Source organism: Natrialba chahannaoensis JCM 10990, from assembly GCF_000337135.1.
GTDB lineage: Archaea > Halobacteriota > Halobacteria > Halobacteriales > Natrialbaceae > Natrialba > Natrialba chahannaoensis.
In genome coordinates, this window is sequence record NZ_AOIN01000077.1 from 13216 (window position 1) to 26625 (window position 13410).

Consider the following 13410-nt stretch of genomic DNA (forward strand, 5'->3'; position numbering starts at 1 on the left):
GAAACCACACTATGGCACGCGTTCAACTCGACCACATCACGAAGCGCTACGAAGACGTCACCGCCGTCGACGACGTCTCGATGGAGATCGAAGATGGCGAATTCGTCACGTTCGTCGGCCCCTCGGGCTGTGGCAAGTCCACGACCATGGAGACCGTCGCGGGACTCACGAAACCGACCGACGGAAAAGTCTACATCGGCGATCGCGAGGTGACGAGACTGGCCCCGAAAGACCGCGGCGTCGCGATGGTCTTCCAGAACATCGCGCTGTTCCCGCACATGGATGTCTTCGAAAACATCTCCTTCGGTCTCCGACTGCGAAAGTACGACGACGAAGAGGTCAGACACCGCGTTGAGCAGGCGGCTGACATCGTCCAACTCGAGGGCATGCTCGATCGGATGCCCGACGAGATGTCCGGCGGCCAGCGCCAGCGCGTCGCCATCGCCCGAGCCATCGTCCGCAACCCCGATGTCTTCCTCATGGACGAGCCGCTTGCTAACTTAGACGCCAAGCTGCGCGTCCACATGCGAACCGAACTCCAGCGCCTCCACCGCGAACTGGAGACGACTATCATCTACGTCACCCACGACCAGGCCGAGGCAATGACCATGTCGAACCGGATCGCCGTCCTCAACGAGGGCACACTCCAGCAACTCGCGCCGCCACTCGAGTGCTACAACGAACCGGCGAATCTGTTCGTCGCGGGGTTCATCGGGTCGCCGTCGATGAACTTCGTGGAGGGAGAGCTCACGGCGACGGGGTTCGAGTCGGACAACGTCGATGTGGCGTTCGAACCGGAACTGGTTCCGTCCGTCACGAGTGGCGACACACTCACGCTCGGTATTCGACCGGAGGACGTACACCTCGTGGCGACGGCCGACGGCGTAACCGAGCCGACGGCGGAACTACACGCGACGGCCGACGTGCTGGAACCGATGGGCGATGAGGTGTTCGTCTACCTGCTCCTCTCGGAAGAGGCGGACCGGTCAATGGAGCAAGAGCCTGCGACCGCGCCGAATCAGTTGCTGATGAGTGTGACACCGGATACGGACATTCACGAGGGGAAAGAGGTGGCCGTCGTCCTCGACCGGTCGAAGATCCACCTCTTCGAGACGGCGACGGGCGACGCACTCCGACATGACCTGACAGAGCACTCAGACGGCGGTGCCGGCCCAGCGGCAACGGAAGCCGATACCTAAGTTCACGACCACCAACGGACAAAAGGTGATTCGGCCCCAATATTTAGTATAGCAATATACGATATATTTGCTCGAAATTGGTCCCAGACTCCTGCTATGACAGACAACCACTCCGACATCGACACCGGAATTGTGGTCTCGGTAACATCGGACAGTACCACGCCGAGCGTCTCCGCGAGCTAGAGGTCCCGCTCGTCGGCGGCATGGATGTCGCCGCAGAAGCAAGACGACGCTTCGGCAGGCGGTACAACGTCGACGTCTACGAGGATCACCAGGAGCTGTACGAAACGGTCGACGCCGTAATCATCACGACACCAAACAAATACCACGAAGAGTACGCCGTCGACGCCTTCGAGCAGGGAATCCACGTCCTCCTCGAGAAGCCTCTCGCCCACGATTACGAGAGTGCTTCACGAATCGCAACGGCCGCACAAGAGACCGACAGCCTCTGCATGGTTGGATTCAACAACCGCTTTGCGAACACCGTCCAGGTCCTCAAAGACCGCATCGATAGCGGTGAACTCGGTGACATCACCCACGTCGAAGCCAACTACGTCCGTCGACGCGGCATCCCCGGCCGTGGCTCGTGGTTCACCCGCCGGCAGATCGCCGGCGGCGGTGCACTCATCGACCTCGGCGTCCACGCTGTCGACCTCGCACTCTACCTACTCGAGTACCCACGTGTCACAGAAGTCTCGGGTATCGCGCGAAGCGAGTTCGGCTCGCGTGAGGAGTACGCCTATCTGGAGATGTGGGGGGAAGACGCCGGTCCGCGGGGGTTCGACGTGGATGACTCGGCGAGTGCGTTCGTTCGCTGTGCCGAGGGGCGAACGATTAGTCTGGAGGTCGCCTGGGCGACGAACCGGCCGTCGAACCACGAGTTTGTCGTCCGCGGCTCCGAAGCTGCGGCGCAGTTTGACCTGCTCGAAGGAGGGTTGACGATTCACTCCGCAAGTACTGGTGGTTCACCGCACCTGGAAAATACGTCGATCGATGTTCGTCAGAACGATACACACACGGCCGAGCAGCGGGCGTTTTTCGATCGAATTCTCAGGGAAGCGAGCGGGACCGACGGGAGCGGCGACGACAGAAGTGAAAGCGTCGAGCAGGCGCTGTTGGTACAGGATGTCATCGACGCCATCTACCGTTCAAGCGATGCAGAGGCGACGGTTTCGTTCGGCGAGTAGCTGGATAACTTGGACGAACCGCTGTACAATCGTGCTCAAGTAGCCGTACAACCGTTGACGAGTCGCCGCACAGCCGACAACCGTACCCCCGTTTTATCTCGGCGTCTCTCGTTCGTCGTTGCGTATGCAACTCGGCGTTCACACTCCACCGCTGGCTGATGAGTCACTCGAGGGCGCGCTGTCGTATCTCGACGAGCAAGGCGTCGATGCACTCGAGCCCGGCGTCGGCGGTCATCCCGGACAGGACCACCTTCCCCGCGCGGAGTACCTGGATAACGAGGACACACAGGAGGAATTGCAGGGGCTGCTCGACGAGTACGGACTCGAAATCAGTGCGCTGGCGACGCACAACAATCCGCTCCATCCAGACGAAGCGCGGTCGGCTAAAGCCGATACTGAACTCCGTGAAGCGATCGAGCTAGCCGATCAGCTCGGTGTCGGGGCCGTCACCTGCTTTTCGGGGCTGCCGGCCGGCGGACCGGACGACGAGGTGCCAAACTGGATTACAGCGCCATGGCCGCCCGAACACGACGAGGCGCTGTCCTACCAGTGGGACGTGGCCGTCGACTACTGGGCGGATCTCGCCGACTACGCCGACGAACACGATGTCGACGTCGCCATCGAAATGCACCCCAACATGCTGGTCTACGAACCCCACGGAATGGCCCGCCTGCGCAAGGAAACCGGCGAGCGGATCGGGACGAACTTCGACCCCTCGCACCTCTACTGGCAGGGAATCACGATCACCGATGCAATCCGTTATCTTGGGAAGCGCGATGCGATCCACCACGTCCACGCGAAAGACACCAAAATATACGACGCACAGGCCCGCGAGAAGGGTGTCCTCGATACGACAACCTACGACGACGAACCGAACCGCTCGTGGCTATTCCGTTCGGTCGGCTACGGCCACGGCGAAGCTCACTGGAAAGATATTGTCTCGACCCTGCGGATGGTCGGCTACGACGGCACCCTCAGCATCGAACACGAAGACTCGCTCACGAGTTCTCGTGAGGGACTCGAGAAGGCGATCGATCTCCTCCAGCGGACGCTCTTCGAGACCGAACCCGGAGAAGCGTACTGGGCCGAATAGTTCCAACGAGCGACGGACACATACCCAGCGACGAAAACGAGAGCAGTCCACTACCAACAGCCATAGTTAGAACCTCACTCGTCGACGGTGTCGACCGACCCGTCTGGTGTCGCCGAGTCCTCGAGTTCGATCTGACCGTCACTGTAGACGGTGATCAGATAGCCCTCGTACTCGAGTTCGACGTGGCCGAGTGTTCCAGTGCCAGTGCCAGTGCCAGTTCGAGTTCGAGTTCCAGTTTCGGATTCCGACGGTGACTCAGCGGGGGCATCGGCCTGTGTCTCCTGAGAGTGGGAGTGAGACTGGGGGTTGGAGTTAGGGTTTGAGTTGGAACCTTCAACGGCGTCTCTGAAGAGCGAGTCGAGCGCTTCTGGGTTGACAACAGAGTACAGCGGCTCGTATGCGGGCGGCTCGATATCGGTTGGGTCAACCCCCTCGCGAGCGGCAACAGCTTCGATAATTGCCTGGCTCGGTGATACCGCTCTCTCGATTCCGGTTCCGGGCGGCGACGTATCGTCGGGAGAGGACATATCGGAGGCTAGGTGGCTCCAAGGGATAAGGATACTGGCAGTCACCAGTCCGAGACAGTACTAAGCGTGTCTCTCCCGCCCGGCTTGCAGGTAATCGGGTTGATTATCGAAGGGGGCGAAACGCTTCCAGTCACCAGTGCATTATTGCTGTTCTACCGACCTGCGGTCGCCAAATCGTGAATCGAGATAGCTGCGAATCGATCGGTGGATGCCCCGGATCGTGTAGTTTCGACCGATGTAGACGCTGATCAAGGCGAGTATCGTGCCGGCGACGACATCCGAGAACCAGTGGATACCGAGATACATCGTCGAGATGACGACACTGATAGCCAGCACGCCCGAGATCGGAACCCACAGCGGGTACTTCTCCCGCGTTAGCCACGCCAAAAAGAACACTGTCATCGACAGTGACGTATGCAGTGACGGGAAGACGTTGGTGTTCTGGTTGACCTGATTCGTCAGAGACTGAGACTGCGGGAAGACATCGTAGAGCAGCGGTTCGAACAGGAGTGGGTCGAAGTTTCGAGGGCCGTAGGCGATGAACAGAACGTAGCAGACGAGTCCAATCGCGTAGTTCGCGGTGAACGCAAGGATCAGCGTCGAGAGGTCGTCCATCTTCGAGAGTGCGAAATACGCGACGAACGGGAACAGGAGCAAGAACGCGTAGCCGTAAATGTAGATGAAGACGAAGAACTCGGTGAGCGCTGGCGATGCGAACGTCTGCAGGACGGTCACAGGATTCTGTGGGAAAACTAGCTGTTCGAGTTCGAACAGCTGGGGCGTGATGTTGTTGCCGACTACTCGCCGTTCGAGCCTGATGACGACGTCGACCGTCGACCAGCGTACGAGCAACACGAACGCCAGCACTGCAAGCGGGAGCAGACAAACCTCGAGTCGCCAGCGAGCGTCGCGAACTGCGGCCGCAATCCGCCGTGGACCGACAATGACAAGCGTCGCCGTCACGAGCATCGTCGCGACCACGAGGGCAAGGTCAAATACGACGCTGACGAGAGTCATCTGGGAACATAAACTACGGCTGCCGAGCATTAATACCGTCCGGTCCTGAGCGACTCCTCGACTAGCCGGAGGTAAAACTGTCGTAGGCGAAACGGGAAGGAGTAGCGTCGCCAGTCACTTGAGAAGCGCTCCGTCGTCGTACTGGTAGCCCACCTCGACGAACAACTGTCGGACGCGTTCGGGGTCAATTTCACCGTCCGATCCCGGGAACACCGAGAGTGGTGTCGTCGACTCCGTGCCGTCGAGGCGAGCCTGCCCCTGCGAACCAAACAATGCGTTGCTCTGCGTCGGCTCCTCGGCGAACCCGTTGAAGAACTCGGAGACGACGTACTCGCGGTCGATCAGTTGTGAGAGAATCTGTCGAACGTTCGGATTGCCCAGTTCCGGGTGGTGGATGTTGTAGCCGACCATGTAGAACGATGTCGTCGAAGTGGTCGTCATCGAGACACCGCTCGCGTCGGTGATCGTTGTGACTTCGTCGGGTGGGACTGCATTGGCTGTCACGTCGATGGTACCATCGGCGAGCGCGTCAAGCATAGCACCCACGTTCGGCGCGATCTGGTATCTGATACCCTCGAACTGAGAGAAGTTCTGGAGTGCGTTCGGTCTGTTCGGTACGTCAGTCGAACGGAGCACGTGGTCCTCGAACGGCTCGAGGACGAGTTCGTCCATCGATGTCTCACCGAACTCGAACAGGCCGGAGCCAGTCGGTTCGTCGTTGTCTGCAACGAGCGCACGGGTCTGGCGTTCGGCGATGACTTCGGATCGTGGCTCCCAGATATGCTCGGGTAAAATCGGCACCGAAAGCGCACGCACGGCCGCAGGGCGTGCGGTCGACCCGAACGGCAACTCGAGCGTCCGGTCGTCGATGACCTCGATTCGGTTGGTGTTCTCGATAAGTGTCTGTCTGTCTCGGTATCGTGGAGCGGGGACCGTTCCTTCGACATCACCGAGCGAAGTGTCCTCGAGGAACCGGAACGTGAAGTCAACATCGTCGGCGTCGAGGCGTTCGCCGTCGTGCCAGCGCAACCCGGATCGAAGCGTCACCGTCGCAGTGAGGCCACTGTCATCGTCCCATTCGATTTGCTCCGCTAGCCACGGTTCGTACGTCGCTGTCTCCCCCGATCCGTGGATATCGACAGTGGGACGGCGTGCGAGTGGATCGTACAGCAGTCCAAGCAACCCCTGAACGCGATTGCGATCGACGACGATTGGGTTCAGTCGGTCAGCCAGTGTCTCGCCGTAGACGCCGATTTCGAGTGGGCGGTCGAACGGCCCGTTGTCGAACTCCTGGGACAGGATATCGACGAACTCGATTGCCTGACGAGGCGGACGCGAGAGCGAGAGATTCTCCCGAGCGCCGCCGATACGATCGGGGTAGGCGACAGTCGTAAACGGTGCCGTTTCGAGCAGATAATCGAACAGTTCCGTCAGGGTCTCCTCACGTTCTTCCCCGTCGGCCGTTCGTTGCCGTTCGAGCAACTCGTCAGCGCCGACATCGGAGAAGTGAAATGGATTCTGCCAGCCGCGTTCTGCGACGAACTGCGAGTGAAGCAACCCGTGGAGCGCGTCGTACTCGTCGATACCAGGGTGTTTGACGACGAATACGTCGTAGTCGCCGTCGATGAGCACGTCACGGTACAGTTCCGCCTCGGTGATCGGCTCGTGCGTCGCGGCGATACCGGCAGCCTGCAGGTTCTCGCGGAGTTGACTCATGATCATCGCCGCAATCGCATCGTCGTCGGCCGGGACCGTTTTGATCGTGAGTTCGACCTGCTCAGGGCTAGCGTTCTCCGCTCGCGACCAGAATCGCTCCGAACAACCGGCGAGTGCGCTCAACCCAACACCGCTTGCGCCGGCGAGGAGGGACCGTCGTGTCACCGACGGAGCGACCCGTTTCATATCAAGACAGATACGCAACCACGATGTATAGGACTTACCTTCACAACGACAGTTCAGTGTCACGTGAGCGCCCGGCCACCCATCAAATCGGGGACCGCAGCGGACACCCGACCCGAGTCACCGTGAGTTTCGCCGGATCAGATGGACGTTAATCGACGACTATCACGGACTCATGAGTATATCCAGTCAATGAATCTCTTTCCTCCATTCGTATGGCAGCCATAACAATAGCCGAATCTGGTCACTGTCGTTCTGTGGCACCCGCTCTCACTCGCGGGGGAGCCAAACCGCAACTGCAGCCTCCGTGAGCGGAGAACGGCCACGAGAGACAACCATGAAGCTCGCACTCATCGGCTTTGGGCAAGCAGGCGGAAAGATCGTCGACGAGTTCCTGGCGTACGACAGCGCCATCGATACCAGCTTCGTCGAGGCGGCAATCGCGGTTAACTCCGCGACGACGGACCTGCAGGGACTCGATCACGTTCCACAGAAGAATCGCGTTCTCATCGGCCAGGCGCGCGTGAAAGGTCACGGCGTTGGGGCGGACAACGAACTCGGTGCGGAAGTCACCGAAGCGGACATCGACGAAATTCAGGGTGCAATCGATCGCATTCCGGTCCACGAGATCGACGCGTTCCTGATCGTCGCCGGCATGGGCGGTGGCACCGGTTCGGGCGGTGCACCCGTGCTTGCGCGACACCTGAATCGGATCTACACCGAACCCGTCTACGGGCTCGGCGTTCTTCCGGGGACGGACGAGGGTGGTATCTACACCCTCAACGCCGCGCGGTCGTTCAAAACCTTCGTCCACGAAGTCGATAATCTACTCGTCTTCGACAACGACGCCTGGCGTAGCGCCGGCGAATCGGTCGGCAGCGGCTACGACCGGATCAACCGCGAAATCGTCGAACGGTTCGGCTTACTGTTTGCTGCCGGCGAGGTCGGCCACGGCGACCACGTTGCCGAGAGCGTCGTCGACTCCTCAGAGATCATCAACACGCTCGGAAACGGGAACGGGAACGGGAACGGAAACGGCGTCTCGACGATCGGCTACGCCAGCGAAACCGTCGAGTCCGAATCGGACGGCCTCCTCTCGTCGTTCCGATCCGAGACCGAGTTCGACGAAGGGACCGCGACGAATCGCATGACGAGCCTCGTCCGTAAGTCCACTCTTGGGCGACTCACCCTGCCAGCAGACGCCGCGAGCGCCGACCGCGGACTCGTCGTCGCAACTGGCCCGCCGGAGCACCTGAACCGAAAGGGCGTCGAACGCGGCCGGCAGTGGCTCGAAGATGAAACCGGGAGCATGGAGATCCGCGGCGGTGACTACCCACTCCCCGGTGAGGACGAGGTCGGTGCGATCGTCCTCCTCTCGGGCGTCACCGACGTGCCGCGAATCGACCAGCTCCAGCAGGTTGCCATCGAGGCACAGGAAACCACGGAGAACGTCCGCGCACGGGCACAGGACGACTTCGCCTCGCTAGTCGACACCGGCGGCGAACTCGATGCGCTCTTCTGAACCAACTACGACCAGACGGTGACGATTCCTCGTTGCTTCGCGACTGATTTCGATTCGCGCTCTCGATTTCTGCCACCCGATCACAGTTTGTACGGTGAGCCTGACAGACGTACCGCGCAACCGTGAAACGACTGTTTGACCCCCGTTCGGCGGTATGCGCTCCATACGCGACAGCTACCTGCAGAGATTTCGTGTTATATGGTGCCATTCAATACATCCGAATTCGTCGCCGTATCGATTTCCGGCGTTGACGACTGGTTTCTATCCGTGTCAGTCAGTCTAGTTAGACAATAACGAACTATGATATAACTGATCTACGAGTATGCCGAGACAGCACCAGCGGGGATCGAACGCGGGGTCAAGTGCAGGCAGATCAGTGCGAGCAGCGGTCAAATCCGTCCTCCTCGGATCTGATGGACCCACGACGATTGAAGAGTGTCGTCGGTGCGGCCACACGACTGAGTCGCCGGACGCCGAGTGCCCAACCTGTGGCTGTATGGACGTCGTGACGTATCGTATCGAGTGAGGAGTGGCTCGAACGGGCTCTCTGTCGAATGTGGTGTACAAACCACCAGTAGATTCACTTCCCGGGAGCCAAGGTCGCGAGAGGGGTTTATCGTCCGTGGGGCAAACGGAAGCCCAGTGGAGGCTGTCCAGGGACAATCACTCGAACTCGAGTTCCGCTCCCAACATACCCGTATCAATCTCTGACCGTCGACCATCGAGCACTGCAAACCGCTCCCCCCGGCACTGTTCGAGCCAGTACAGCAGTCGCTCGGCCCACGCGAGTTTGTCCGCCTTCACCGCAGCCACAGATTCGTCGTCGAAGTCCCACCCAACGAAGACGAGGTGGGCTGCGCCGATGTGATCCGCGAGAAACGCGGCTCGGTCGCCGTCCGTAAAGCCGCCAAAATTTCGTACCGGTCCGCTCGGCGCAGCCTGCGTCGTCGGGAGAACGAACTCGTCCTCACAATCAGGGACGACGCGCCGAATGTCGGAAATATTGTCGCCGTGGGCGTGAACTGCCACCGGAACACCGGTTGCCGTGAGTCGCTGTACCGTCTCCGGATTCTTATCCAGATCAGTCACCATACAGTCGACCGGAATATCGTGTGCAGCGAGCACGTCGGCCGCCGTCGACGCCGCGATAACGAAATCCGCATCGCGAGCGGACTCGAGTGCACCGTCCGTTTCGAGTGAGGGGCCGGCACCGGCGATGGCGACAGTTGCACCGTCGATCGCGGCGAGATGTGCGAGGTCGAACGGTGTGGTCAGCGAGGCGAGCACGTCGCGAGCTTTCTCGTCGCCGGCACGGGGATAGCCGAAGTCTCGACAGATGGTCTCGTAGACCGGCTCCCAGGTCTCGAACTCCATGTGTCGGTGAGTGGTGGGCCGGTGGTTTGTGCTGTTCGGTTGCGGTGGTGTGGGATGGAGAGGAGTAATCGACCTGTCGTAGCGGGTCAGTAGTAGCGGTCTGTAGTGACACCACTCGATGCCACCCAACATCACTCGGCACCGCTCAACAATCCCAGCACTACTCGGCACCGCTCGACACAACCCACTCGCGTCTCAAGTCGGCAACTGCCGTTTCGATACTGCGTTTCAGACACCACAGAGAACAGCACACCACAGTGTCACCACTATACAACATAGTGTCCCAATAATTCCGAGTTGTGGGCCGGGGAGTCGCCTCCAAAGTACCCCTACCCGGGAGGCCGCCCGGCGTCCACTCTTCCATTTCGAAGCCTTCGGTATAAGCTTTCTCTTACTGCAGTACGTTGTCGAGTTCTGACCCAATCGTCGATATTTCGCCATCTAATGCCTCTAGAAGCACTGAAACGGAAGTAATCGCGTGATGAGATCCGACTAGCAAGGTCCCTTCGTTAACTGTTCGCTGAATCGAAATGTCCGCTCCAACACCGCTCGCGATACCGACGCCGTCCGTGCTATTATCACTACCACTGTCATCACGCCGACCAGTGACTGTGGTCCCCTCACGAACCTCCTCGACTGTCGACACAAGCTCGTCAAACTGAGTCCGTGAGAGCCCAGTAAACTCGAGTACCTGTGGCTGTGTCGAGTCGACAATTTCGGGGTCGACGCCGCGTTCTCGGAGCTGGCGTTCGAACGTTCGCGACGTGTGGGTGTCGAGGCGAGAGACAGTGATTGTTCCAGCAGAGACGCTCGCACGTTCCGAAAACGCCGAGCCGATAAGCGCTGCGTCACACGTCTCGGCCACGTCGTGGGTTCGGATAACGTGTGCGCCGCGTTCGACTGCCATTGATGTCGCCGCGAGGCTGACGGGGAGTCGGTCCTCGGTCTCGCGGTCCGCAATCGTACCGAGGAAGTTCTTCCGGTTAATCGAGACCAGTATCGGCTGACCGAGTGCGCGGAACTCTCGAAGCCGGCGGAACGTCTCTTGGTCGTCCTCGAGTGTCTGGACCTCGCTCCAGCCACCAAAAGCGGGGTCGATGATCGTCTTCTCGGTGAGACCGTTCTGTTTGAGCGCTTCGTAGACCTGATCGACGTAGTCAGCCTCCGCGGCCCACTCGGGTGATTTTCGGGCAGCCCAGTCAGTTTCCTCGACCGCACCAGGGCGCTCGAGATCCGGCGGGCTCGCCATCTTCGCGACGGCGGCGTCGTACTCCGCACAGACGGCAGGCATCTCGGGGTCAGCAAAGCCCGCGATGTCGTTGACCATGTCGAAGCCCTTGGAGAGCGCCTCCTCGGCGACCTCGTGGTAGCGCGTTTCGATCGAAAAAACGGCGTCGCCGGAGACGCTCTCGATGGTCTCGAGTGCAACGTGGAGACGCTTGAGCTCTTCTTCGGCCGAAAGCACGTCGAAACGTTTGTTCGCGGACTCGAGCCCGATGTCGACGATGTCCGCCCCCTCGTCGATCAGTTCGTCGTCGACGTACTGGGCGGCCTCACCGGGATCGTCGTAGACGCTCGGATCGTAGGGGGATTCCTCGCTGACGTTCAACACGCCCATGATCCGCGGCGGGTGCTCGTCGCCGATTCCGAGCCCGGCCGCGTCGACACTGTTCATACCCGGAATGAGGAACGGAGACTGAAAATCGACGCGGTTGCGGTGAGTGACGCAGTGACTTGACGCAGCCACACCCGCTACGACGACTGCTCCCGACCAGACAGTGAGGCGGTATGCAGGTCCCTGCTGCCAGCGACAACGAGGGAACAAGACAGCACCGCGATAGTGGAATACAGGATGGATTGGACACAGTGTCACAGGCGAGTGAACATCGTGTTGCAGACGGGTTGAACACAGTGACAGCGTCACACCTGAGTTGAACACGACATCACAGCCAAGTGAGAACAGACAGCACAGTCGAGTGGGACACGACATCACAGCCATTGAACACACCATCACGCCTGAACAGCGAGACGCCAGACGCCAATTTGCGTCGAGAAACTGTCGTCAGGACCAGTGACCGACACTCGACTGTTCGTCACTTGCTGCTTGTTCGCCGTCAGCCAAGGGGCCCCTGTTCTTGTCTTCGTCGACTGACGCGTCATCGCGGTCAGAGCCGTCTGAATTTGAATCCGGATTTGGACTCGAACCCGCGCCCGAACCCGAATCCGAACCCGAATCTCCGCGCTCGCTGCGACCATCGGCCGTATCTCCCCGTTTGGATCGACTACCGGTCGACGCCGTGTTATCCGTATCACCGGCACCTTCCTCGAGTGGCGCGAGTCGTGAATCGCGCAGCAGCACCTTCTTGACTATCGAGGGGTTCTCGAGAAGACGGTGTTTTGCGTGTGCGCCGCGCCCGCGTCCGCGGCCCTCGCGTTCGGACTGGATGACGTTGAGGAAGTTCTGTTCCTGGAGGATCTCCTGCACTCGGCGCTCGGAGAGCACGTCGAAGTCGAGTCGGTTCGCGACCTCCTTGTACTGGTTGTAGATAATCTTCGTCGGGAACTCCTTCTCCGAACTGTTCTCGGTGAGCAGCGTCAGCGAGTACAGAATCGCCTTCGCCTGCTGTGGCGACCCCTCGATGAGTTCGTTGAACCGGTCTGCCTCAGTCTTCTCCTTGGCGTCGCGGACGTGATCTGCCGTCACGCGTGTTGCGTTCTGCTTCTTCGCAATCCGGCCCGCGTTCCGGAGGATGTCGATTGCCTTGCGGGCATCCCCGTGTTCTTGTGCGGCGAGTGCGGCTGTGAGCGGGATCACGTCACCCGAGAGCACGCCGTCGTGGAACGCGTCGCGGCGTTTCTCGAGGATTTCTACGAGCTGGTTGGCGTCGTACGGCGAAAAGACGAGTTCGTCCCGCGAGAGACTCGACTTGACGCGCTCGGAGAGATGGTCCGGGAAGTCGATCTTGTTCGAGATGCCGATAATCCCGATACTCGAGTCCGAAATGCGACGGTTCTCGCCCGCGCGTGAGAGCTTCCGGAGGACTTCGTCGTCCTCGAGCATGTCGATCTCGTCCAGGATGACGATTGTCACGTCGGTACAGCGGTCGACGGCCTGCCAGAGACGCTTATAATAGTCGCCGGTGCCGAGGCCGCGATCGGGAATCGTGATCCCGCTCTCACTCGAGTCGTTGACGAGTTGGGCGATCGTCTTGATGATCGAGGCTTCGGTGTTCTGTTCGCCGCAGTCGATGAAGGCGTACTTTACCGTCACGTCGTCCCGGCGCGCTTCACTAATCACGCGCTTGGTCACAGAGCGTGAGATCAGCGACTTGCCGGTCCCGGTCTTGCCGAAGATGAACAGGTGGTTGGGTTCGCTCCCGAAGATGGCTGGATTCAGGGCGTCCGCTACCCGTTGCATCTGTTCGTCCCGGCCGACGATGCGGTCCGGGCCGGGCAGATGCGTAATTTCGAGCAATCGCTCGTCGGCAAAGACCGGATCGTCGTACCGAAAGAGTGGGTCGCGATCGTCGTTGGCGGACATTGCAGTACCGGGTGTCTTCCAACTGGACTGAAATAAAGGTATGGAGATCGA

9 protein-coding genes and 1 pseudogene are annotated in these 13410 nt (G+C 60.1%); 4 read left to right on the forward strand and 6 right to left on the reverse strand.

What is annotated here, in order from left to right; translation table 11 throughout:
• Positions 1-11 precede the first annotated feature (11 nt).
• From C482_RS13745 to C482_RS13755, 3 genes and pseudogenes are all read left to right on the forward strand, one after another.
• A complete protein-coding gene (locus C482_RS13745; RefSeq protein WP_006168284.1) occupies positions 12-1199 on the forward strand; it encodes an ABC transporter ATP-binding protein in 1188 nt (395 codons plus the stop codon).
• Positions 1200-1295: 96 nt separating this feature from the next.
• Positions 1296-2386: pseudogene (locus tag C482_RS13750) on the forward strand (Gfo/Idh/MocA family protein).
• Positions 2387-2510: 124 nt separating this feature from the next.
• A complete protein-coding gene (locus tag C482_RS13755) occupies positions 2511-3479 on the forward strand; it encodes a sugar phosphate isomerase/epimerase family protein (RefSeq protein WP_006168286.1) in 969 nt (322 codons plus the stop codon).
• Between the two features lie 74 nt (positions 3480-3553).
• On the opposite strand, the gene C482_RS13760 is transcribed toward C482_RS13755, so the two are convergent.
• The 3 genes from C482_RS13760 to C482_RS13770 all read right to left on the reverse strand — a co-directional run bounded on the left by C482_RS13760 (position 3554) and on the right by C482_RS13770 (position 6925).
• A complete protein-coding gene (locus C482_RS13760; protein ID WP_006168292.1) occupies positions 3554-4006 on the reverse strand; it encodes a HalOD1 output domain-containing protein in 453 nt (150 codons plus the stop codon).
• Between the two features lie 141 nt (positions 4007-4147).
• Entirely contained in the window at positions 4148-5023 is an 876-nt protein-coding gene (locus C482_RS13765) for a phosphatase PAP2 family protein (protein WP_006168293.1), read from the reverse strand.
• A 114-nt stretch (positions 5024-5137) separates the two neighbouring features.
• Positions 5138-6925 (reverse strand): ABC transporter substrate-binding protein, encoded by a 1788-nt coding sequence (locus tag C482_RS13770; protein ID WP_006168294.1) that lies wholly within the window; start codon positions 6923-6925, stop codon positions 5138-5140.
• Between the two features lie 334 nt (positions 6926-7259).
• Between C482_RS13770 and C482_RS13775 the strand changes: the two genes are divergently transcribed.
• Positions 7260-8444: a tubulin/FtsZ family protein gene (locus tag C482_RS13775; protein WP_006168295.1), complete on the forward strand. Its 1185-nt coding sequence runs from the start codon at positions 7260-7262 to the stop codon at positions 8442-8444.
• Between the two features lie 663 nt (positions 8445-9107).
• On the opposite strand, the gene C482_RS13780 is transcribed toward C482_RS13775, so the two are convergent.
• From C482_RS13780 to C482_RS13790, 3 genes are all read right to left on the reverse strand, one after another.
• A complete protein-coding gene (locus C482_RS13780; RefSeq protein ID WP_006168297.1) occupies positions 9108-9818 on the reverse strand; it encodes a 6-hydroxymethylpterin diphosphokinase MptE-like protein in 711 nt (236 codons plus the stop codon).
• Positions 9819-10209: 391 nt separating this feature from the next.
• Entirely contained in the window at positions 10210-11493 is a 1284-nt protein-coding gene (gene folP, locus C482_RS13785; protein ID WP_006168298.1) for a dihydropteroate synthase, read from the reverse strand.
• Between the two features lie 387 nt (positions 11494-11880).
• Entirely contained in the window at positions 11881-13359 is a 1479-nt protein-coding gene (locus C482_RS13790) for a Cdc6/Cdc18 family protein (RefSeq protein WP_006168299.1), read from the reverse strand.
• Positions 13360-13410: the final 51 nt, after the last annotated feature.

What these genes read in the sequence shown, in the direction of transcription:
- C482_RS13745 (WP_006168284.1), top strand. Translation starts at nt 12, where the DNA reads ATGGCACGCGTTCAACTCGACCACATCACGAAGCGCTACGAAGACGTC.
- C482_RS13755 (WP_006168286.1), top strand. Translation starts at nt 2,511, where the DNA reads ATGCAACTCGGCGTTCACACTCCACCGCTGGCTGATGAGTCACTCGAG.
- C482_RS13760 (WP_006168292.1), bottom strand. Translation starts at nt 4,006, where the DNA reads ATGTCCTCTCCCGACGATACGTCGCCGCCCGGAACCGGAATCGAGAGA.
- C482_RS13765 (WP_006168293.1), bottom strand. Translation starts at nt 5,023, where the DNA reads ATGACTCTCGTCAGCGTCGTATTTGACCTTGCCCTCGTGGTCGCGACG.
- C482_RS13770 (WP_006168294.1), bottom strand. Translation starts at nt 6,925, where the DNA reads ATGAAACGGGTCGCTCCGTCGGTGACACGACGGTCCCTCCTCGCCGGC.
- C482_RS13775 (WP_006168295.1), top strand. Translation starts at nt 7,260, where the DNA reads ATGAAGCTCGCACTCATCGGCTTTGGGCAAGCAGGCGGAAAGATCGTC.
- C482_RS13780 (WP_006168297.1), bottom strand. Translation starts at nt 9,818, where the DNA reads ATGGAGTTCGAGACCTGGGAGCCGGTCTACGAGACCATCTGTCGAGAC.
- folP (WP_006168298.1), bottom strand. Translation starts at nt 11,493, where the DNA reads ATGAACAGTGTCGACGCGGCCGGGCTCGGAATCGGCGACGAGCACCCG.
- C482_RS13790 (WP_006168299.1), bottom strand. Translation starts at nt 13,359, where the DNA reads ATGTCCGCCAACGACGATCGCGACCCACTCTTTCGGTACGACGATCCG.